The organism is Pseudomonas sp. B22(2017) (assembly GCF_002113105.1).
Classification (GTDB): Bacteria; Pseudomonadota; Gammaproteobacteria; order Pseudomonadales; family Pseudomonadaceae; genus Aquipseudomonas; species Aquipseudomonas asiatica.
Genome location: NZ_NEJN01000001.1, coordinates 582,467 through 604,242, shown reverse-complemented (window position 1 = coordinate 604,242; position 21,776 = coordinate 582,467). Strand labels below are relative to the sequence as shown.

At 64.5% G+C, this 21,776-nt stretch carries 20 protein-coding genes; 15 read left to right on the top strand and 5 right to left on the bottom strand.

Annotation, left to right across the window (positions count from 1 at the left end):
* Positions 1–58 precede the first annotated feature (58 nt).
* The 3 genes from CAG18_RS03045 to CAG18_RS03035 all read left to right on the top strand — a co-directional run bounded on the left by CAG18_RS03045 (position 59) and on the right by CAG18_RS03035 (position 3,662).
* Entirely contained in the window at positions 59–1,369 is a 1,311-nt protein-coding gene (locus CAG18_RS03045; RefSeq protein WP_015270478.1) for a citrate-proton symporter, read from the top strand.
* Positions 1,369–2,823 (top strand): amidase, encoded by a 1,455-nt coding sequence (locus CAG18_RS03040; RefSeq protein ID WP_178075689.1) that lies wholly within the window; start codon positions 1,369–1,371, stop codon positions 2,821–2,823. The genes CAG18_RS03045 and CAG18_RS03040 overlap by 1 nt, the downstream gene beginning before the upstream one ends.
* 65 nt (positions 2,824–2,888) lie before the next feature.
* Positions 2,889–3,662 (top strand): IclR family transcriptional regulator, encoded by a 774-nt coding sequence (locus CAG18_RS03035; protein ID WP_013972733.1) that lies wholly within the window; start codon positions 2,889–2,891, stop codon positions 3,660–3,662.
* A 349-nt stretch (positions 3,663–4,011) separates the two neighbouring features.
* Here the strand turns inward: CAG18_RS03035 and CAG18_RS03030 are convergent, their stop codons facing one another.
* The 3 genes from CAG18_RS03030 to CAG18_RS03020 all read right to left on the bottom strand — a co-directional run bounded on the left by CAG18_RS03030 (position 4,012) and on the right by CAG18_RS03020 (position 6,332).
* Positions 4,012–4,923: a LysR family transcriptional regulator gene (locus CAG18_RS03030; RefSeq protein ID WP_085720295.1), complete on the bottom strand. Its 912-nt coding sequence runs from the start codon at positions 4,921–4,923 to the stop codon at positions 4,012–4,014.
* 281 nt (positions 4,924–5,204) lie between these two features.
* A complete protein-coding gene (locus CAG18_RS03025) occupies positions 5,205–5,861 on the bottom strand; it encodes an HAD family phosphatase (protein WP_085720293.1) in 657 nt (218 codons plus the stop codon).
* Between the two features lie 225 nt (positions 5,862–6,086).
* Positions 6,087–6,332: a DUF2790 domain-containing protein gene (locus CAG18_RS03020; RefSeq protein ID WP_015270475.1), complete on the bottom strand. Its 246-nt coding sequence runs from the start codon at positions 6,330–6,332 to the stop codon at positions 6,087–6,089.
* A gap of 219 nt (positions 6,333–6,551) precedes the next feature.
* Here CAG18_RS03020 and CAG18_RS03015 point away from each other — a divergent pair, with 219 nt between their 5' ends.
* The 5 genes from CAG18_RS03015 (at position 6,552) to CAG18_RS02995 (ending at position 13,600) form a co-directional block, all read left to right on the top strand.
* Entirely contained in the window at positions 6,552–7,601 is a 1,050-nt protein-coding gene (locus CAG18_RS03015) for an alpha/beta fold hydrolase (protein WP_085720291.1), read from the top strand.
* A 259-nt stretch (positions 7,602–7,860) separates the two neighbouring features.
* A complete protein-coding gene (lexA, locus tag CAG18_RS03010) occupies positions 7,861–8,478 on the top strand; it encodes a transcriptional repressor LexA (protein ID WP_085720289.1) in 618 nt (205 codons plus the stop codon).
* On the top strand, positions 8,478–9,098 hold the full coding sequence (imuA, locus tag CAG18_RS03005; protein ID WP_015270425.1) for a translesion DNA synthesis-associated protein ImuA: 621 nt from the start codon (positions 8,478–8,480) through the stop codon (positions 9,096–9,098). The genes lexA and imuA overlap by 1 nt, the downstream gene beginning before the upstream one ends.
* A 6-nt stretch (positions 9,099–9,104) precedes the next feature.
* Complete coding sequence (locus CAG18_RS03000) at positions 9,105–10,523, top strand: DNA polymerase Y family protein (protein ID WP_054573245.1); 1,419 nt, start codon at positions 9,105–9,107, stop codon at positions 10,521–10,523.
* The gene (locus CAG18_RS02995; RefSeq protein ID WP_085720287.1) at positions 10,520–13,600 is read left to right on the top strand and encodes an error-prone DNA polymerase; all 3,081 of its coding nucleotides are present in this window, start codon (positions 10,520–10,522) and stop codon (positions 13,598–13,600) included. Before CAG18_RS03000 ends, CAG18_RS02995 begins: the two co-directional genes overlap by 4 nt.
* Before the next feature lie 172 nt (positions 13,601–13,772).
* Here CAG18_RS02995 and CAG18_RS02990 read toward each other — a convergent pair whose 3' ends face one another.
* Both CAG18_RS02990 and CAG18_RS02985 read right to left on the bottom strand, forming a co-directional pair.
* Positions 13,773–14,594 (bottom strand): aldo/keto reductase, encoded by an 822-nt coding sequence (locus CAG18_RS02990; RefSeq protein ID WP_085720284.1) that lies wholly within the window; start codon positions 14,592–14,594, stop codon positions 13,773–13,775.
* Complete coding sequence (locus tag CAG18_RS02985) at positions 14,582–15,487, bottom strand: LysR family transcriptional regulator (RefSeq protein ID WP_013972722.1); 906 nt, start codon at positions 15,485–15,487, stop codon at positions 14,582–14,584. The genes CAG18_RS02990 and CAG18_RS02985 overlap by 13 nt, the downstream gene beginning before the upstream one ends.
* Positions 15,488–15,627: 140 nt before the next feature.
* Between CAG18_RS02985 and CAG18_RS02980 the strand changes: the two genes are divergently transcribed.
* From CAG18_RS02980 to CAG18_RS02955, 7 genes are all read left to right on the top strand, one after another.
* Complete coding sequence (locus CAG18_RS02980) at positions 15,628–16,326, top strand: CoA transferase subunit A (protein WP_015270421.1); 699 nt, start codon at positions 15,628–15,630, stop codon at positions 16,324–16,326.
* A gap of 35 nt (positions 16,327–16,361) precedes the next feature.
* Positions 16,362–17,018, top strand: a complete 657-nt coding sequence (locus CAG18_RS02975) for a CoA transferase subunit B (RefSeq protein WP_015270420.1) — start codon at positions 16,362–16,364, stop codon at positions 17,016–17,018.
* Between the two features lie 173 nt (positions 17,019–17,191).
* Positions 17,192–18,610, top strand: coding sequence for a short-chain fatty acid transporter (locus CAG18_RS02970; RefSeq protein ID WP_013972720.1), 1,419 nt, complete (start codon positions 17,192–17,194; stop codon positions 18,608–18,610).
* 222 nt (positions 18,611–18,832) lie between these two features.
* A complete protein-coding gene (locus CAG18_RS02965; RefSeq protein ID WP_085720282.1) occupies positions 18,833–19,375 on the top strand; it encodes a helix-turn-helix domain-containing protein in 543 nt (180 codons plus the stop codon).
* A 249-nt stretch (positions 19,376–19,624) separates the two neighbouring features.
* Positions 19,625–19,801: an EPS-associated small membrane protein EppA gene (gene eppA, locus CAG18_RS27050; protein ID WP_013972718.1), complete on the top strand. Its 177-nt coding sequence runs from the start codon at positions 19,625–19,627 to the stop codon at positions 19,799–19,801.
* Between the two features lie 258 nt (positions 19,802–20,059).
* Entirely contained in the window at positions 20,060–20,617 is a 558-nt protein-coding gene (locus CAG18_RS02960) for a polysaccharide biosynthesis/export family protein (protein ID WP_085720280.1), read from the top strand.
* Positions 20,618–20,641: 24 nt separating this feature from the next.
* Positions 20,642–21,757 (top strand): hypothetical protein, encoded by a 1,116-nt coding sequence (locus tag CAG18_RS02955; protein ID WP_085720278.1) that lies wholly within the window; start codon positions 20,642–20,644, stop codon positions 21,755–21,757.
* The last annotated feature ends 19 nt before the right edge of the window (positions 21,758–21,776 follow it).

Here is a 21,776-nt window from a genome sequence, read left to right as displayed (position 1 = left end):
GGAACCCGGGCGCGACCGCGCCTGGGCGTTCACCCAATCATTGTGTGGAGTGTTTCCTATGCAGACTTCGAGCACCGGCGTGTCGCGTACCCGGCAAGTGGTCGCCGCCGTCATCGGCAACGCCCTGGAGTGGTATGACTTTATCGTGTACGGCTTTCTGGCCAGCATCATCGCCCGGCAGTTCTTCCCCTCCGACGACGAATACGCCTCGCTGCTGATGGCCCTGGCCACCTTCGGCGTCGGCTTTTTCATGCGCCCGGTGGGCGGTGTGCTGCTGGGCATGTATTCCGACCGCAAGGGCCGCAAGGCGGCGATGCAGATGATCATCCGGCTGATGACCGTGTCCATTGCCATGATCGCCTTTGCCCCCGACTACCTGGCCATCGGCATGGCCGCGCCGATGCTGATCGTGGTGGCGCGCATGCTGCAGGGTTTTGCTACCGGCGGCGAGTACGCCAGCGCCACGGCCTTTCTGGTGGAGAGCGCGCCGGCCCACCGCAAGGGCCTGTATGGCTCGTGGCAGCTGGTGGGGCAGTGCCTGGCAGTGTTCTCCGGGGCGGCGATGGTGGCCCTGGTCACCCACTTGTGCACGCCTGCGGCGCTGGACAGCTGGGGCTGGCGTATCCCGTTCGTGCTTGGCCTGCTGATCGGCCCGGTGGGGCTGTGGATTCGCAAGCACATGGAGGAGCCCGAGGAATTCATCGAGGCGCGCCGCCAGGCCAAGGGCCAGTCGCCCAGCCTGTGGCAGGTGCTGCGTGAGCATCGGCGCAGCCTGTTGGTATCGATGGGCCTGGCCTGTGGCGCGACGGTGTCGTTCTACGTGGTGCTGGTGAACATGCCGACCTTCGCCCACAAGAACCTCGGCCTGCCGCTGGACCAGGTGCTGCTGGTGCAGATGCTTGCGGTTGGGCTGATGACCGTGGTGATCCCGCTGTCCGGGGCGTTGTCTGACCGGCTGGGGCGGCGCCCGGTGCTGATGGCCTTCACCCTGGCGTTCTTCGTCATGGTCTACCCGTTGTATGTGTGGGTGGCTGCCGCGCCGTCGCTGGAGCGCCTGCTGGTGATGCAACTGCTGCTGTGCACCGCCATCGGTGGCTTCTTCGGGCCGGCGCCCACGGCCCTGGCCGAGCAGTTCCCGGTCGAGGTGCGTTCTACCGGTGTGTCGGTGGCCTATAACGTGGCGGTGATGGTGTTCGGCGGCTTCGCCCCGTTGATCGTCACCTGGCTGAGCAAGGTGCTCGGTACCCCGGTGGCGCCGTCGTTCTACGTGCTGTTCGCCTGCCTGCTGACACTGCTGGGCACCTATTGCCTGAAAGAAGCCCCACGCGCGGGCAAGCCTGCCGCTTTCAACCTTGGAGTGAAACCGTGATGCCGCTAGCCATCGACCCCATCGTTGCCCTCGATGCCGAGGCATTGTCCCGGGCCATCCATGCCCGCCAGATATCGTGCCGGGAGGTGATGCAGGCTTATCTGGCGCACATCGAACGCTTCAACCCGCAGGTCAACGCGCTGGTGTCGCTGCGCCCGGCCGAGGCACTGCTGGCCGAGGCCGATGAGCGTGACCGCGAGCTGGGCCGTGGCCATTCGCGCGGCTGGATGCATGGCATGCCCCAGGCGATCAAGGACCTGGCCGCCACAGCCGGGCTGCGCACCACCCTGGGCTCGCCGCTGTTCGCCGAGCAGGTGCCCGAGCAGGACGCGATCAGCGTGGCGCGGGTGCGAGCCAGTGGTGCGCTGATCGTGGGCAAGAGCAATGTGCCGGAATTCGGCCTTGGTTCGCAGACCTACAACACCCTGTTCGGCACCACCACCAACGCCTACGACCCGGGCAAGGTGGCCGGGGGCAGCAGCGGCGGGGCGGCGGCGGCGCTGGCCATGCGCCTGCTGCCGGTCGCCGACGGCAGCGACATGATGGGCTCGCTGCGCAACCCGGCGGCGTTCAACAACGTGTATGGCCTGCGCCCGTCGCAGGGCCGCGTACCCCACGGGCCGGCGCCGGAACTGTTCGTGCAGCAGCTGGCCACCGAGGGGCCGATGGGCCGCAGCGTGGTGGATGTGGCGCGGCTGTTGTCGACCCAGGCGGGCTTCGATGCGCGAGCGCCGTTGTCGCTGGGCGATGGCCGGCACGATTTTGCCGCCGGGTTGCAGCGCGATTTCCGCGGCGTGCGGGTCGGCTGGCTGGGCGACTACGACGGCTACCTGGCGATGGATGACGGGGTGCTGAGCCTGTGCGAAGCGGCCCTGGCAGACTTCGCCGAACTGGGCTGCCGGGTCGAGGCCTGCCAGCCGGCGTTCGACATGGCGCGTTTGTGGCAGTGCTGGCTGACCCATCGCCACTTCCTGGTGCACGGCAACCTCGCTGCGGCCTATGCCGACCCGGGCAAGCGCGCGCTGCTCAAGCCCGAGGCGCAGTGGGAGGTGGAGGGTGGCCTGCAACTGAGCGCGGCGGCGGTGTACCAGGCTTCGGTGGCCCGCAGCGACTGGTACCGCGTGCTGGGCAAGCTGTTCGAGCGTTACGATTACCTGCTGTTGCCATCGGCCCAGGTGTTCCCATTCGATGCACGGCAACCGTGGCCAACGGTGGTCGGAGGGCGGGCGATGGACACCTATCACCGCTGGATGGAAGTGGTGATTGGGCCGACCCTGGCCGGCTTGCCGAGCATCAGCGTACCGGTCGGTTTCAACGCTGCCGGGTTGCCCATGGGCCTGCAGATCATCGGCCCGGCCCAGGCCGACCATGCGGTGTTGCAGCTGGCCCATGCCCATGAACAGCTCACCCGTTGGGTAGCGCGGCGCCCACCCCGGAGCCTGCAAGCGCCATGAAACCGCTGGGCAGGCGCGGATCTTGCTGGCTATCCTGACCATCCAGTTACAGGGAGGTCACACTCATGGGCATCACGGCAGACAGTGGCGGCGTGCGTTCGGTGGAACGGGCGCTGGCCATCGTCGACCTGCTTGGCGAACACCAGGCGCTGGGCCTGGAAGAACTGCATTACCTGACGGCGCTGCCCAAGGCCACGGTGTCGCGCATGCTCGCCACCTTGCAGGAGCAGGGCTGGGTTTACCGCGGCCTCAGCGACAGGCGTTACCGGCTGTGCGCGCGGCGCCTGTTCGGTGACCGCCAGCTGCGTTTCAAGCGGCGCCTGGTGGAACACGCCGCGCCCATGCTGCTGGAATTGAGCGAACGCACCGGGCTGGTGGCCGACCTGTCGTGTTTCGACGGCGAGCGGCTGGAGGTGATGGAAAGCGCTGTGCCCCAGGTATTGCGCAAGCGTTACCCGCACACCTGCCAGATCGTCGGCCATCATGCCAGCCTGTTTCACTCGGCGATGGGGCGGGCATGCCTGGGTGAGTTGGCGGTCGATGAAGTGCAGCGCCTGGCGGCCCATGAGCGGGTGGGCGACGAGACGGTGCTGCGCGACATCGAGGAGGAAGCGAACAAGGGGTTCGGCCAGCGCACCGAAGGGCACTGGGAGTACCCGGTGCGCTTGCCGTTCCTGATCCGCGCCATTGCCCTGCCGGTGCATGCCGAAGGGCGCCTGGCCGGGAGCATTGCCTTGCACTGGCCGCTGGACCAGGCGCCGGTGGAGCGGGTGTTGAACCTGCACCTGAACAGCCTGGCTACAACGGTGGGGGAGGTGCAGCGGGCCCTGATTGTTTGAGTCAGCCTGTACCGGCCTCTTCGCGGGTAAACCCGCTCCCACAGGGAAAATGCATTGCCCGAGGCTTGCTCGGTACCTGTGGGAGATTACCCAGCCCTTTTGGGCTGCGCTGTCGCGCAGAGAACAAATATCGCTCGTCTGACGCGGCCTTTGTAGAAGCAGCCTTGTGCTGCGAAGAGGCCGGTACAAGCAACAGACAGGCTTTGTCAGTACCGGCCTCTTCGCAGCACAAGGCTGCTCCTACAGAACCTCGCCGAACCAATGAGTCATGTGTTGTTCTATGAGAGCGGGTTTACCCGCGAAGAGGCCAGTGCAGCAAACAACAAAAGAAGCTGTGTTCCGAGGCCCCTCAGCGCTCCAGGCTGTACATCCGGCACTCCGCCAGCAACGCCAGCAGGTTCGGTTCCCGCTCCCGCGCCTTGAGGAACACCACGCCAATATGCTGCTGCAAGCGATATTGCGGCTTCAGGGCAATCAGCCTGACCCGGTTTTCGTACACCGCTGCGATCCGCCCAGGCAGCAAGGCAAAGCCCACGCCCGAGCTGACCATGCTCAGCAGGGTGAAGATATCGTTCACCTGCATGGCTACCTTGGGTTCAAAGCCGGCCTGCTGGAACACCCGGGCACCATCGCGGTGGGTGGCAAAGCCCTGGGTCAGGGTGATGAAGGTGGAGTCGGCCAGGGCGGCCAGGTCCACCTCGGCCTGCTCGGCGAAGGGTGAATCGATGGGCACGGCAAGGAAGATGTCGTCGGAGAACAGCGGCAACTGCTCGCAGGCCGGGTCGCTGACGCTTTCGTCGAGCGACACGAGGATGGCCTCCAGCTCGTGGTTCTTCAGGCGCTGCAGCAGGTCGACGTTGGAGCCCAGGGTCAGGTCGATGTTGAGTTCGCTGCGGCGCAGCTTCAGGCCCATGACCAGCTTGGGCACGGTTTTCACCGTCAGCGAGTACAGCGCGCCCAGGCGGAAGCGCTCGGCGTAGAAGCCGGCGGCCTCGCGGGTAAGGCGGACCATCTGCTCGGCGTCCTGGATCAGCTGGCGGGCTTTCTTTTCCAGCACGTAGGCGCTTTCCAGCGGGATCAGCTGGCGGCCTTCGTGCTTGAACAGCGGGCAGCGCAGTGCGCTTTCCAGCGAGTGGATGGCGCGGTGCACGCTGACGGCACTGGTGGCCAGCTCCGCGGCGGCGCGGCCGAGGTTGCCAGTGCGCATGAAGGCGAGGAAGGTTTCCAGCTTCTTGAGGGTCAGTTCTTCGTCGATCAGCATGGGGGCCTGGGGTGTGCGGCTTGGGGGTTATGGTGGATTTGAGATCGAGCGCCGCCCGCGCGGCGCTTCGCAGCACAAGGCTGCTCCTACATCTGTTTCGGGCCAGTTATTCCTGAGGCGAAAGCGCGCGGTCCCTTGGCGTCCACCTCGATATCGTGCCGGGCAAACAAGGCGGTCGCGTGCATTGGAACAGGCGATACTGGCCCGAAACAGATGTAGGAGCAGCCTTGTGCTGCGAAGCGCCGCGCGGGCGGCGCTCGATCTCAAATCCACCACATACCTCAAGCCCGACGCTCGATCAACGCCCACAACGCCGGGTCGTTGAAATCATCGATCACCAATCCGGCCCCCGCCGCCAGCAACCGCTCCGGCGTCTGCGTAGTGGCCACGCCCACGGTAAAGATCCCAGCGCCACTCGCGGCCGTCACCCCCGGCAGCGAATCCTCGAAGGCCAGTGCCTGCCCGGCCTCGGCACCCAGCCGCTGCAACCCGGTCAGGTAAGGCAACGGGTCCGGCTTGGGCCGTGCCAGTTCCTCGGCCACCAGCACGTGCGCGAAACGCTGGCCCAGGCCCATGGCGTTCAACATGTGTTCGGCGTTCAGCCGCGGTGCATTGGTCACCACGCACATGCCGATGTCACGAGCCTGGGCATGTTCCAGCAGGCGCACTAGGCCCGGCATCGGCTCAAGAGCCGGCGACATGTCGCGGAACAGCGCCTCCTTGCGGTCGGCCAGCACCTGGCACTGCTCGGCACTGGCGCCGGCAAACAGCTCGGCGAACAGCTCGCCGTTGGCGCGGCCGCTGACCTGGGCATCGAACTGCGCCTGGCTCAGCTCGCGGCCGTCATGCTCGCGCAACAGTTGGCGAAAGGCCTGCAGATGCAAGGTGTCAGTGTCGGTGAGGGTTCCGTCGAGGTCGAACAGCAGGGCAGTCAGCATTGGGTATCCAGGTGCAAAATCATGGGCGGGCCAGAAGGGAGATTCTTTGCCTTTGGAGTCACGTCAACTACGCGACTTCCTGAGTGTACTGGAGTACGGCAGCCTTGGCAGAGCTGTGCTCGAACGCGAGGTTGACGCCTGCGCGTCGAGTCAGCAACTGCCAAGGCTGGAAAGCCAACCCGAGAAACCGGCCGTTGGCACGCTCCGGCTTTCGAAGCTTTGTCATCAGTTCTGGTTGGCGGAGGTGGCTGGGCGCAGGTAGCTGATCTTCTGCACCTTGCCGTCGCTGTCACGGTAGGTGAGGGTGGCGGTGTCGGCGTGGTCGGTGGCGTGGCCCGAGGCCTCCACCGCGATCACTTGGGCGATGTCCAGGTTCATGCCGTACTGGTACGGGGAGGCGGTCTGGGCGAAGGCGCCGACGCTGCTGCCGAAGGTCAGGGTGGTGATGGCGATTGCTTTGATGAAGGTCATGATCATGCTCCGTTAGCTTGGGTAGTGGGATCAGCAACTGCTTGCTGTCTGGGCTGAATATTGCGCGATAATATTTAGTGCGCAAAATATATTTCCGCTATCTGGTCTATTGGAGCGCTGCATCGCCGGAAAGATTGTGTGGGTCGCGGCGAGGGCTGATATGTTTCCCGCGTACCGGTTTGCATCTGATCGACGCTGACCTATCAAGGAAGAAAAACAATGAAAACAGTGCTCGGCTTGTTGTTTTTTATCTGTCTGGACATACCTGCATTCGCTGGCTACAAGACCATTGGCTTCAAGACCTCGACATTATCGGACAGGCAAACTGACCGTCCGCTGGAGCTGGTCGTCTGGTACCCGAGTACGACCACTGCGCCACCACAGTTGATCGCTGATACCCCGGTTTTCAGTGGTGACCTCGCTGTGCGCGATGCACCTCCAACTGCAGGCACGTATCCATTGGTGGTGTTTTCCCACGGCTTTCGCGGCAATTGGGGAAACCAGTCGTGGCTGGCCAGTGCACTGGCTCACCAAGGCTACATCGTGGCGGCGGTCAACCACCCCGGCACTACTACCCGCGATCGCAACCCTGAAGCCGCGGCACAGTTGTGGCGGCGTCCCATTGACTTGCAGCGGGCCATCAATACGGTCATGGCCCAGGCGGATCAGTTCGGGCGGGTGGCGAAGGGCCAAGTTGCAGTGGTCGGCCACTCACTGGGCGGCTGGACCGCGCTGGAAATTGCCGGCGCCCGCTTTGATCCCAAGCGTTTTGCCCAGGACTGTTCCATCCATCCGCAGCTGTCGAGTTGCAGCGTCTACAAGCAGATCAATGCCGACAGCGCCCCGGCATCGAAAGCTCGACTGGGTGGCGATTTGCGCGACAGTCGTGTCACCGCCATCGTTACCCTGGATCTTGGCCTGTCACGTGGCCTGACCGATGAAAGCCTTGCGGCTTTGCCAGTGCCGACGTTGGTGATTGCGGCCGGCGCGCCTTCTGAAGACCTTCCCGCGCAGCTGGAATCTGCTGACCTTGCCAAGCGTCTGCCTTCGGCGATGAGTCGTTATGTCGAGATCGAGGACGCCAGCCATTTCAGCTTCTTGTCGACGTGCAAACCAGGCGCGATGGCGTTGCTCGAAGACGATGCTCCAGGGGATGGTGTCATTTGCCGGGACGGCGATAACGCCCGGTCTCGGGGGGCAATCCAGTTGCAGATCGCCTCGCTGGTGACTGAGTTCCTGGAGCAGCATTTTGGTCGTTGGTCTATGTAACGACGCAGCGATGGGGCGGGAACGGTCTGCTGTGACTGGCTGTTACCGACCCACAGCGGGCATCTGTAACCGGGGCCGCTTCGCGCCCCATCGCCGGCAAGCGCGGCTCCCACAGTGTCTCTGCTGATTCAATTCGCCATGTGCAGTCAGGTTTGGGACCAGCCATATAGCCTTCAGCATCATTGCGGTAGTTTCGCGGATCGCAGCCGCCAAGCCGTCGACGAAGGGGGCTGTTCAGCGTGCTCCGAAAAGAGTACAAATGTGCTCCATGGACAATCTTACCCCAAAACGCCGCGCCATCTTCGAGTTCATCCGTGAGCGCATCGCCGACCACGGCCAGCCGCCGAGCCTGGCCGATATCGCCACGCGCTTCGGTTTTGCCTCGCGCAGCGTGGCGCGCAAGCACATCACCGCCCTGTGCCAGGCCGGCTACATCGACGTCACGCCGAACCAGGCGCGGGGCATACGCCTGGCCGAACGGCTGCGCCGCCCGGAAATCCTCGAAGTGCCGGTGCTGGGCCAGGTGGCGGCAGGCGCCCCCATCGGCCCGGACCTCGACATTCACGAGCAACTGCTGCTCGACCCCAGCCTGTTCCGCCGTACCCCCGACTACCTTCTGAAGGTGCGTGGCGATTCGATGATCGACGACGGCATTTTCGACGGCGACCTGGTCGGCATCCTCCAGCAGGCCGACGCCCGCGATGGCCAGATCGTGGTCGCCCGCCTGGACGGCGAGGTGACCATCAAGCGCCTGCAGCGCCAGGGTGGCAATTACCGGCTGTTGCCACGCAACCCGGCCTATGCGTCCATCGATGTGCGGCCTGAACAGGAGTTCTTCATCGAAGGCGTGTTCTGCGGCTTGCTGAGGCGTGACTGATGGGCGCGGTGGTCGACCTCGACAGGTTGCTCGACCAGCGCCGGGTATGGCGCGGCCGGCAGGCCCAGGCGCGGCCGCTCGGCCTGCAGCCCACGGGCCATGTCGCCCTTGACCAATGCCTGCCGGAAGGTGGCTGGCCGGCGGCTGCGCTCAGTGAACTGTTGCTGGCCAGCCCCGGCTGCGGCGAATTGCAGCTGCTGTGGCCGACCCTGGCCCGCTTGAGCGCTGAAGCCAGCCGAATCGTGCTGGTGGCTCCGCCATTCATTCCTTACGCCCCGGCCTGGCAGGCCGCGGGGGTGGACCTGCGCTGGCTGGTACAGGTGGACGCCGAACCTGCCGATGCCCTGTGGGCCGCCGAGCAGTGCCTGCGCTCCGGCAGTTGCGCGGCGGTGCTGTGCTGGCCGGAACGTGCCGATGACCGCGCCCTGCGGCGCTTGCAGGTGGCTGCCGAAACCGGCCAGGCGCTGGCCTTCGCCTGCCGGCCGCAACAGGCGGCGCACAACCCTTCGCCCGCAGCGCTGCGCATTGCCGTCGACACCCGCCCGGCACAATGGCGCGTGCTGAAAAGCCGTGGCGGCATGCCCCCGGCGCTGCCCATCGCCTGCCCGGGGCGGGGCTGATGCAACATGCTCTGGGCCTGCATCCTGCTTCCGCAGCTGGCGCTGGACACGGTCCTGCGTGAGCGTGACGACCCCGATACCCCCCTGGTGCTGCTTGGCGGGCCGACCCAGCGACGTGTGCTGCAGGCGGTCAACCCGGCGGCGGCGGCGCTCGGCCTGCGGGCCGGGCAAACCCTGACGGCGGCGCGTGCGCTGGCCGATGGCTTCAGCTGCGTCGAGGCCGACCCCAAGCGCATCGACCAGGTGCAGCAGTTGCTGGCAGCCTGGGCCTACCGCTTCAGTGCCCAGGTCAGCCTGCACTACCCACGGGCGCTGTTGCTGGAGGTCGGCTCCAGCCTGCAGCTGTTCGGCCCCTGGCCGCTGTTCGAGGCCCGCCTGCGCCAGGAGCTGGCGGAACTGGGCTTGCGCCAACGCATCGTCCTGGCCAGCAACCCGGTGGCGGCGCGCATGCTCGCCAATGCTCACGATGGCCTGGCCGTGATGGATGCAGATGCCACCCGTGCGGCGCTGCTGGGCATGCCCATCGAGCGTATCGGCCTGCCTGCGCAGGCTGCCGAGGCCTTTGCCCGCATGGGCCTGCGCCAGTTGAGCCAGGTGCTGGCCTTGCCCCGCGACAGCCTGGCCAGGCGCTTTCCGGCCCAGGTGCAGCTGCACCTTGATCAGCTGCTCGGCCTGCGCAACCTGGGGCTGGGCTTCTACCAGCCCCCGGACCGTTTCGAGACCCGGCTGGAGCTGAACTTCGACGTCGAATCGCACCAGGCCCTGCTGTTTCCGCTGCGGCGCATGCTCAACGACCTTGCCGCGTTCCTCGCCGGGCGTGACTGTGGCGTGCAGCGTTTCTGCCTGCACCTGGAGCATGCCGAAGGGCCGGATACCTTGCTGAAGGTAGGCCTGCTGGCCGCCGAACGCGATGCCGCGATGCTGTTCGAACTGGCGCGCGGGCGCCTGGAGCCGCTACGCATTCCCGCACCGGTGCGCAACCTGCGGCTGGTTGCCGAGGACCTGCCACCCTTCGTGCCGCAACACCAGGCATTGTTCGACCCGCGTGCGCAGCAGGCGCAACCTTGGGAACAATTGCGCGAACGGCTACGCGCCCGCCTGGGGGATGAGGCGGTCAAGGGCCTGAGCGCGGCAGCCGATCATCGCCCCGAATGCGCCTGGCAAGCGGTAGAGCAGGGTGCCCAGGGCAGCATGCCGGTCGTTCCTGGCAGCCGCCCTGGCTGGCTGCTGTCGGCCCCCATGGCGCTGGACGAAGGCGGCTATCGCCTGCAAGGCCATGCCGAGCGCATCGAATCGGGCTGGTGGGATGGCGGCGATGTGCGCCGCGACTATTACCGTATCGAAACCCGCGACGGCCTGCGCGGCTGGGCCTACCGCGACCTGGGCAAGGCCGGCCCGTTGTGGCTGCAGGGCTGGTTCGCATGAACACCCCGGGTTATGCCGAGCTGCACTGCCTGTCCAACTTCAGCTTCCAGCGCGGCGCGTCGAGCGCCGACGAACTGTTCCGGCGCGCGCGTGAACAGGGCTACCAGGCGCTGGCGATCACCGACGAATGCACCCTGGCCGGCATCGTCCGTGCCTGGCAGGCGGCCAAGGAACACCAGCTGCGGCTGATCGTGGGCAGTGAAGTGCAGTTGCAGGACGGCCCCAGGCTGGTGCTGCTGGTGCAGGACCTGGCCGGCTACCAGAACCTGTGCGCGCTGATCACCCGGGCCCGGCGGCGGGCGCAGAAGGGCGAGTACCAACTGTTTCGCGATGATCTGCAGCAGCACCATCAGGGCCTGCTGGCATTATGGGTAGCCGATGACAGCGGCGATGCCACCCCCGGGCAGTGGCTGCACGGCGTGTTCGGTGAGCGCCTGTGGCTGGCCGTGCACCTGCACCGCGGCAGTGACGATACCTTGCGCCTTGAACGCTTGCGTAGCCTGGCGGCCAGGGTCGGCATCCGCGCCGTGGCCTGTGGCGACGTGCACATGCACGTGCGCGGTCGCCGCGCCCTGCAAGATTGCATGACCGCCATTCGCCAGCATTGCCTGGTGGCCGAGGCCGGGCGCTTCCTGTTTGCCAATGGCGAGCGGCACCTGCGCAGCCAGGCGCAACTGGGCGAGCTCTATCCCGCCGACTTGCTGGCCGAGACCCTGGCCATCGCTGCGCGCTGCCAGTTCGAGCTGAGCGAATTGAAATACCAGTACCCACGCGAACTGGTGCCCCAGGGGCATAGCCCGGCGAGCTGGTTGCGCGAATTGTGCCAGCAGGGTTTGCCGTCGCGCTGGCCAAACGGGCCGAGCAGCAAAGTGAGGGATGTGCTGGCCAAGGAGCTGGCGCTGATCGAGGAGCTGGGCTACGAAAGCTACTTCCTGACTGTGCACGACATCGTCGCCTTCGCCCGCAGCCAGCGCATTCTGTGCCAGGGGCGGGGCTCGGCTGCCAACTCGGTGGTGTGCTTCGTGCTGGGCATCACCGAGCTCGACCCCATGCAACACCACCTGTTGTTCGAGCGCTTCCTGTCGCGCGAGCGCAACGAACCGCCGGACATCGACGTGGACTTCGAGCACGACCGGCGCGAGGAGGTGATCCAGTATGTTTTCCGTCGCTACGGCCGGCACCGGGCGGCGCTCACTGCGGTGGTCAACACCTACCATGCCGCCGGTGCGGTGCGGGATGTGGCGCGGGTGCTGGGGCTGCCCGCCGACCAGGTGGACGCCCTGGCCAAATGCTGTGGCCGCTGGAGCGATCGCATACCCGACGACCAGCGCCTGGCCGAGGCCGGCTTCGAGGCGGGCAGCCCTTCGCTGCGCCGGGTACTGGTGCTGGCCGGCGAACTGATCGGCTTCCCTCGGCACCTGTCACAGCACCCGGGCGGCTTCGTCATCTCGCAGCAACCCTTGGACGAACTGGTGCCGGTGGAGAATGCCGCGATGCCGGAGCGCACGGTGATCCAGTGGGACAAGGACGACCTGGACATGGTCGGCCTGCTCAAGGTCGACGTGCTGGCGCTGGGCATGCTCAGCGCCTTGCGCCGTTGCTTCGACCTGCTGCAACGCCACCGTGGCCGGCACCTGACCCTGGCGTCCATCCCCGCCGAAGACCCGGCCACCTACGCGATGATCAGCCGTGCCGAGACCATGGGCGTGTTCCAGATCGAATCGCGCGCGCAAATGGCCATGTTGCCGCGGCTTCGGCCGGAAAAGTTCTACGACCTGGTCATCGAGGTGGCCATCGTCCGCCCCGGGCCGATCCAGGGCGACATGGTCCACCCTTACCTGCGCCGGCGCCTGAAGCAGGAACCGGTGACCTATCCCTCGCCGCAACTGAAGGCAGTGTTCGAGCGCACCCTGGGTGTGCCGCTGTTCCAGGAGCAGGTGATGGAGCTGGCGATGGTCGCGGCCGACTACACCCCGGGCGAGGCCGACCAGTTGCGCCGCAGCATGGCCGCCTGGAAGCGTCACGGCGGCCTGGAACCGCACCGCGAGCGGCTGGTGCAGGGCATGTTGCGCAATGGTTATGACCTGGCGTTTGCCGAGCGCATCTTCGAGCAGATCAAGGGCTTTGGCAGCTATGGCTTTCCGGAATCGCACGCGGCCAGTTTTGCCTTGTTATGCTATGCCAGCAGCTGGCTCAAGTGCCATGAACCGGCGATTTTCACCTGCGCGCTGGTCAACAGCTGGCCCATGGGTTTCTACAGCCCCGACCAGTTGCTGCAAGAGGCCCGGCGCCAGGGGATCGAGGTCAGGCCGGTCGATGTATGCCACAGTGACTGGGACTGCACGCTCGAGCCTGAGCCTGGCGAGGTGCTGGCCATTCGCATGGGCTTGCGCCTGGTACGCGGCCTTGCCGAGGCTGATGCCAGGCGCCTGGAGCAGGCGAGGGCACAGCGGCCATGGCGCGATGTCGAAGACCTGTGCCTGCGTGCCGGGCTCGATTCGCGAGCCCGGGCCCAGTTGGCCGATGCCGGCGCGCTGCGCGCCTTGGCCAGGGACCGGCACCAGGCGCGCTGGCAGGTGGCGGCGGTGCAGCCGCAACTGCCTTTGTTCGCCGATATCGAAGCCTTGCCGGAACGTACCGTCGAACTGCCCGTCCCCAGTGTGGCAGAGGACCTGATGGCCGATTACCAGACCCTGGGTACCACGCTTGGGCCGCATCCCCTGACCTTGTTGCGCTCACGCCTGCGGGCCCTGGGCTGTCGCAGTTCGCGCGAGCTGCAAGATGTCGGGCATGGTGACAACATTGCCGTGGCAGGGCTGGTGGTGGGCCGCCAGCGGCCACAGACCGCCAGCGGCGTGACCTTCGTCACCCTGGAGGACGAGCACGGCATGGTCAATGTGGTGGTGTGGCGGGATCTTGCCGAGCGGCAGCGGCGGGCACTGGTGGGGGCGCAGTTGCTCAAGGTCAGCGGGCGGCTGGAGCAGGAGAATGGCGTGCGCCACCTGATAGCACGGCGGCTGGAGGATGTGAGCCCGCTGTTGCAAGGGCTGGATGTACGCAGCCGGGATTTCCATTGATCCCCGGCACCTCACGCAAAATCCTGATTTTTGCGCGGTCCCTGTGGGAGCGGCTTTAGCCGCGAACACCGGCGCAGCCGGTGCCATGCACCGCGCTGGATTCTTCGCGGCTAAAGCCGCTCCCACAGGGTACGAGGATTGCTTGCGAATTCAGTTATCTTCGTGCCAGTCGCTACACCATCGCCAACCGCTGCTTGCGCATCGGTGCCGGGAACGCCCGGTCGATCGCCCGCAGGTCTTCGCCGGTCAGGGTCAGCGCACCCGCAGCGGCATTCAACCGCACATGCTCGGGTGTCACGGCCTTGGGGATGGCTATCACCCCGTCATTGCGTGTCACCCACGCCAGGCTGACCTGGGCCACCGTGGCCCCATGGCGCTCGGCGATTTCCGCCAGCACCGGGTGCTGCAGCAGGCGCCCGGCCTGGGCCAGCGGGCAGTAGGCCATGATCGGCAGCGCACGCTTTTCGCACCAAGGCAACAGGTCGAACTCGATGCCACGCTGGGCCGGGTTGTACAGCACCTGGTTGGTGGCGCAATCGGGGTTGTGCAGTTCGCGCAGGTCGTCGACATCGAAATTGGAAACACCCCAGCGCTTGATCTTGCCTTGCTCGCGCAAGCGCTCGAACGCTTCGACGGTTTCCTCCAGTGGGTGCTGGCCGCGCCAGTGCAGCAGGTACAGGTCGATGCAGTCGGTGCCCAGGCGGGTGAGGCTGCGCTCGCAGGCGGCGGCCATGGCGCGCAGGCTGGCATTGTGCGGATACACCTTGCTGACCAGGAACACCTGGTCGCGGCGGCCGGCAATGGCCTGGCCAACCACTTCTTCCGCGCCACCTTCGGCATACATCTCGGCGGTATCGATCAGGCTCAGCCCAAGTTCGATACCCTGTTGCAGGGCCGCCACCTCGGCCGCCTTGCGAGCCGGATCTTCACCCATGTACCAGGTGCCCTGGCCGATGGCCGGAACGCTCGAACCTGCCAGTTTCACGTAACGCATGTCACCTCCGGGATGCGGGTATTGGAAAGCAGTACCTCGAGCAGCGCTTGCGCTGCCGTGGAAAGCTTGTGTTCGCTAAGAGCAATCACACCGATGCGGCGCTCGACCGTGGGCTCGACCAAGGGCACGCAGCGGGCGCCAAGCTCCTGCATCTGATTGATGCAAAGTGCCGGCACGGCACTGACCCCCAGCCCACTGGCGACCATGCGCCCGACGGTAGACAACTGATGGCTCTCGAAAGCCACCGCCAGTTTGCCGTGGCGGGCGGCCACGTTCTGCTCCATCAGCAGGCGCACCGCCGAAGGGCGTTGCAGGGCCACGAAGTCTTCGGCCAGCAATTGTGCCCAGCTGACCTGGGGCAGCTGCGCCAAGGGCGAATCGGCGGGCACCACGGCGACGAAACGGTCCATGTACAACGGGTGGAAATCCAGGCCATCGTTGTTGTCCGGTTCGAAGCCGATGCCCAGTTCGACGCGGCGATGGCGCACCAGTTCCTGCACCTGTTCGTTGATCACATCGTGCACCGTGACGTTGACCTTCGGGTAACGCTGGCGAAATACCTTCAGCGAGTGGGGCAGCAGGTTGCCGGCAAAGGCCGGCATGGCCGCCACCGAAACCCGGCCCAGTTGCAGGGTGAAACGCTGGCGCAGCATTTCTTCGGTGTCGTCCCAGTCGGCCAGCAGGCGCCGTGCCAGCGGCAGCAGCACCTCGCCCTCGGCAGTCAGGCTGACGCTGCGCGTGGTGCGGCTGAGCAGGGCGCCGCCAAGGTTTTCTTCCAGGGCCTTGATGGTCAGGCTCAGTGCCGGTTGCGAGACATGCAGGTGTTCACCGGCCTGGGCGAAGCTCTGGTATTTGGCCACAGCGACAAAGGCGCGCAGTTGCTTGACGTTCATGACAGGCCTGTTGGTTGTTTTGCAAAAGTTATCAATCGATGATGAAAACAAAATTAACAAATCAGTCGCTTGCGGTGAAGATGTCCCCACACGCTCACCGACAGCCTCGTCGGTTCAACAACTACAAAAGGCGGATCAGCATGGCCGGACTGGACAAGCGCGTTGCAACCTATGAACAGGCCCTCGAAGGCCTGACCGACAACATGACGGTACTGGCTGGTGGTTTCGGCCTGTGCGGTATCCCTGAAAACCTTATCAGCGAAATCAAGCGCCGTGGCGTCAAGGGCCTGACCGTGGTCTCCAACAACTGCGGTGTCGACGGCTTTGGCCTGGGCGTGCTGCTGGAAGACCGGCAGATCCGCAAGATGGTCGCTTCCTACGTGGGCGAGAACGCCGAGTTCGAACGCCAGCTGCTGAGCGGCGAGCTGGAAGTGGAACTGACCCCGCAAGGCACCCTCGCCGAGAAAATGCGCGCCGGTGGCGCCGGCATCCCGGCCTTCTACACGGCCACCGGCTACGGCACCCCGGTTGCCGACGGCAAGGAAGTGCGCGAATTCAACGGCCGCAAGTACATCCTCGAAGAATCCATCACCGGCGACTTCGCCATCGTCAAGGGCTGGAAGGCCGACCACTACGGCAACGTGGTGTACCGCAACACCGCGCAAAACTTCAACCCGCTGGCGGCCACCGCCGGCAAGATCACCGTGGTCGAAGTGGAAGAGATCGTCGAACCTGGCGTGCTGCTGCCCAGCGAGATCCACACCCCGGGCATCTACGTGGACCGCGTCATCGTCGGCACCTTCGAAAAGCGTATCGAAAAGCGCACCGTCAAGGCCTGAGCGCCATCCACCAGAACAACAAAGAGATCCTGACCATGGCACTGACCCGCGAACAGATGGCGCAACGCGTCGCCCGTGAACTGAAGGACGGCTACTACGTAAACCTGGGCATCGGCATTCCGACCCTGGTGGCCAACTACGTACCCGCCGACATGGATGTGATGCTGCAATCGGAAAACGGCCTGCTCGGCATGGGCGAATTCCCCACCGAAGGCACCATCGATGCCGACATGATCAACGCCGGCAAGCAGACCGTCACCGCCCGCCGCGGTGCCTCGATCTTCGATTCGGCGCAGTCGTTCGCCATGATCCGTGGCGGCCACGTCGACCTGACCGTGCTCGGCGCTTTCGAGGTGGATGTGCAAGGCAACATCGCTTCGTGGATGATCCCGGGCAAGCTGGTGAAGGGCATGGGCGGCGCCATGGACCTGGTGGCCGGTGCCGAGAACATCATTGTCACCATGACCCACGCGTCCAAGGACGGCGAGTCCAAGCTGCTGCCGCAGTGCAGCCTGCCATTGACCGGTGCTGGCTGCATCCGCAAGGTGCTGACCGACCTGGCCTACCTGGAAATCGAAAACGGCGCCTTCATCCTGCGCGAGACCGCGCCTGGGGTGAGCATCGAGGAAATCATCGAGAAAACCGCCGGCAAGCTGATCGTGCCGGATGATGTGAAGGAAATGACCTTCTAAGATCGCAAGCGTCACGCCCCCCTGTAGGAGCAGCCTTGTGCTGCGAAGCGGCCAGCGCAGGCATGCACGAGATGTGTTGTCTGTACTGGCCGCTTCGCAGCACAAGGCTGCTCCTACAGGGGTTTTGCGTTTTTGCTGATGTATCCGATAAAACCAATAAAAGGAATTGAACTGTGGCCGCTGAAATCCAAGACAGCCGTTCCGCGCGCTTTGCCTTGCGCTGCTCCAACTGGGCCGAACGCTGGTTCCCCGATTCCTGGGTGTTTGCCGCCCTGGCAGTACTGCTGGTGTGCATCGGCGCCCTGGCCATGGGCGCCAAGCCGACCGACACCGCCAAGGCCTTTGGCGATGGCTTCTGGAGCCTGATCCCCTTCACCATGCAGATGGCCTTCGTGGTCATCGGCGGCTATGTGGTGGCCAGCTCGCCGCCCGCGGCGCGGCTGATCGACCGCCTGGCGCGCATCCCCGGCAATGGCCGTTCGGCCGTGTGCTGGGTGGCGCTGATCTCGATGCTGGCATCGCTGCTCAACTGGGGCCTGTCGCTGGTGTTCGGCGGCCTGCTGGTGCGCGCCCTGGCGCGGCGCACCGAACTGAAGATGGACTACCGCGCCGCCGGCGCCGCCGCCTACCTGGGCCTGGGCGCCGTGTGGGCGCTGGGCCTGTCTTCGTCGGCGGCGCAATTGCAGGCCAACCCGGCCAGCCTGCCACCGTCGATCCTGTCGATTACCGGGGTGATCCCGTTCACCGAGACCATCTTCCTCTGGCAGTCCGGCGTGATGCTGGCGGCATTGGTAGTAGTCTCGCTGGTGATCGCCTACGCCACGGCGCCGGGCCCGAACAGCGCGCGCAGCGCCCAGGACTGCGGGGTCGACCCCAGCTTCACCGCGCCACCGGCACCCCAGCGCACCCGCCCGGGCGAGTGGCTGGAACACAGCCCCATCCTGATCCTGTTGCTGGTGGCCCTGGCCGCCGGCTGGCTGTACCAGGAGTTCGCCACCAAACCGGCGATTACCGCCATTTCCGGGCTGAACACCTACAACCTGTTGTTCATCATGCTCGGTGCCTTGCTGCACTGGCGCCCGCGCAGCTTCCTCGATGCGGTGGCGCGTGCGGTTCCGACCACCACCGGGGTGCTGATCCAGTTCCCGCTGTATGGTTCGATCGCTGCCATTCTCACCCAGGTGAAGGGCGTCGACGAGCAGACTTTGGCCCACCACATTTCACTGTTCTTCACCCAGATCGCCACGCATGACACCTATGCCGTGCTGATGGGCGTGTATTCGGCGGTGCTGGGCTTCTTCATCCCATCGGGTGGTGGCAAGTGGATCATCGAGGCCCCGTACGTGATGCTGGTGGCCAATGACCTGCAGTACCACCTGGGCTGGGCAGTGCAGATCTACAACGCCGCAGAAGCCTTGCCGAACCTGATCAACCCGTTCTACATGCTGCCGCTGCTGGGGGTACTGGGGCTCAAGGCACGCGACCTGATCGGCTTCTCGTTCGTGCAGTTGCTGGTGCACGTGCCGCTGGTGCTGGTGTTGCTGTGGGCATTGGGTACGACTTTGCAGTACCTGCCGCCGGTGATGCCGTAACCCTGGGCCTGCGCTGGCTTTTTGTAGGAGCGGCCTTGTGTCGCGATAGGGCCGCAAAGCGGCCCCAGGGTTTCAGCAATAGTGCACAAATTGCCGGGGCTGCTCTGCAGCCCTATCGCGACACAAGGCCGCTCCTACAAGACTCAGCGCAGCAGCCCCAGCATTTCCTGAGCAGTCCACGTATCATTACCAGGCTGCCTTCGCCTGGGAAATCCGCGTCACATGTCTATCCGATTGAAACTGCTGCGAAAGAAACTGGGGATGACCCTGGAGCTGCTGGCCGACAAGACCGGCATGACCAAGAGCTACCTGTCCAAGGTCGAACGTGGCCTGAACACCCCCTCGATCGCCGCCGCGCTGAAGCTGGCGCGGGCACTGAATGTCAATGTCGAAGAACTGTTCGCCGAAGAGCAGACCGGCCAGAACCGCTACAGCCTGGTACGCCATGGCGAGCGCCAGGCATTGGTGGGTGACGGGGCAGGGCCGGGGTACTCGGCCCTCACCAGCCAGGTCGGGCAGCGCAGCCTGCTGCCGTTCCTGATCCAGCCGCCGACCGAGTTCAGCGACCCTACGTTCAAGGAGCACTTGGGCGAAGAATTCCTGTTCGTCCACACCGGCCAGGTGGAAGTGGACTTCATGAGCGAGCGGGTACTGCTGGAGCAAGGCGATGCCTTGCATTTCAATGCCCAGACACCACATCGGCTGAGGTCGGTCGGGCCGCTGCCGGCGCAGTTGCTGGTCGTGGTGCATCACGCAGACGAATAACATGCCGGGGCGCCAAACCGCCCCACGGCCTTGCCTTTCTCAGCGATGAAACTATGGCGCCACCCATGCAGCGCCCTATGCTCAATTTGCGCGTCGATATTTTGACTATATAGTCCGGCGCCCATTGAATTTTATTATAGTGTCGAATCGTTGACGCAATGTCATTGTGTTCATAAGCTCATCTCAACGGTGAAACAACTCCCGAACACCACGCCAACAAACAATTGATTCCTCTTCCCAGGAGGGCGTATGCGCACGGCTCTGATTATCAAATCGATGTCTTTGCTGGCGCTGTTAAGTGGCGCAGCGCGTGCGGCGGATATGTATATCAATCAGAACAGTATCGTCCCTGTTTCAACGGCAGGGTGGTTCTTTGCATTTGCTGTCGTTGGCTTTGTAGCTGTCGCCAACAGGAGAAAGATCTGAATCCGCCAGCCTGGGTTCTACCCTTGACGCCAGCGGCCCGGGGCCTCGCTTGTCAATTCCCCAGCCGTTGCTATATTGCCAGTAGCCCGTGCAGGTCCACGGTTGCAGGCAGCAAAGCCCAGGCTGCACAGCGTCAAGGCAAGGCCTCGTAAAGATCGAGGTCATCGCGGTTGGCGTATGCCGCGAAGCGGAGCGAGAGTTGGTGTGCTGTTCTCATTCAGTGCTCTTTGTCGGGCCTTTTCGGCCGGAGGGACCCTCATGGTGCGTTCAATGTTTACCGCGTTCTGCATGCTGATGGTGTGGTCTGGTGCCGGTAAGGCCGACCCGAGCAGTGCTACCTACCTGCTCAGCCCCGGCGATGTGGTGATGGTTTCGGTGTGGCAGGAAGATAGCCTGCGCCAGGAAGCCACCGTACTTCCCGATGGCAGTATCACGTTCCCCCTGGCAGGTCGCATCGATGTTGCCGGGCTGGATGTGACGACCGTTGAAAAACAAGTGGCTGCCAAACTCGAGAAATTCCTCCCCGACCCGAACGTCAGCGTTGTCGTCAAGAGCATCGCCGGCAACCTGGTCTATGTACAAGGCAAAGTGATAAAGCCCGGGCCGGTACAGATGGCGGGCCCTACCGCAGTGTTGCAGGCCCTGAGCATGTCCGGCGGCCTGGACAAGTTTGCAGATGAAAGCGAAATCAAAGTGGTGCGCGGCACTGGCGCTTCCCAAAAAATCCTGCCCGTGCGATATAGAGACCTGGTGTCTGGCCGGGATATGTCCACCAACATCCAACTTCAGGCTGGCGATACGCTGGTCGTCCCTTGATCTTGCCTTTAATAAGAACACTTAATGCCTCTTCTCAGAACAACTAGTATTGCAACGGCAATCTTGGTGTTGCCGTTTACGAACACGGTCTTGGCAGCAAATTGGCAGTCTACGGTAGTGGTACCGACATCCGTCGAACATGACAGCAACCCCTTGCTGCTGTCGTCGGGTGAAAAGGGCATAACGCGCACGATCATCGCGCCGGATTACACCCTGATCGGTACCTTCGACCGTGACGAACTGAGGTTGGGGCTGGGCATGAATGTATTGCGCTCGTCCGACACGGCGGTGGTCGACAACCGTGAGGACCCTGATGTGAGCCTGGGCTGGCAGCGTCAGACCGAGCGCGGGCGGTTTGGCCTGCTGGCGCGTTACAACGAAAGTTCGACGCTGTCGGGAACGGTGCTGGATACCGGCGTGGTCACCACCGATGGCACGCAAAAGCTGTATACGCTGACCGGCAACTGGAGCCAGGCGGTTACCGAGCGTAGCACCTTGAGCAACGAAACCACGTACAACCGTGCCCGTTATGACATCAGTACGCTGACGGGTTACGAAGAACTGGGCAACGTGTTCACCTGGACCTACGCCTGGAGCGAGCGGGCTGATCTGTACAGCCGCTTTGGTGCCCGGCGTTATGAGCCCGAGGAGGACCAGACGGCGACGGCGTCCAACAGCTACAGCCCCGCGGTCGGGGTCAAGTACCAGTTTTCCGAAAGCCTCAGCGCCGATGCGCATGTGGGTGTCACCGAGGTTTCCGGTGACGAAGGTGGCCGACGCGGGGAGGGTGGGGTTGCGCTGCTGTACACCGGTGCGCGCGCCGTCGCCAGCTTCACCGCCGAACGCAGCACGGTAGCCAGCGCCGAAGGCGGCTTCGCCGAGCTGGACCAGGTGCGCGGTGTGTGGAGTTACGCCGTCACCGAACTGACACGGGTGGGCGCGGACGCTGCCTGGCAAGACAGCAAAGGGCAGACCCCCAACACCCTGCAGACTTACAGCGTGTGGGCCAGCCGCGAGTTTTCGCCGTACTGGGACCTGCGCCTGTCGCTGATGTACAAGGATCGGCAGCAGGATAACGAAGCCGATGCGAACGCTACGATCGTGGGTTTGACGTTGACGTACAGGTACCCCGACATCTGAACTTCAGGCAGGTGGCCCC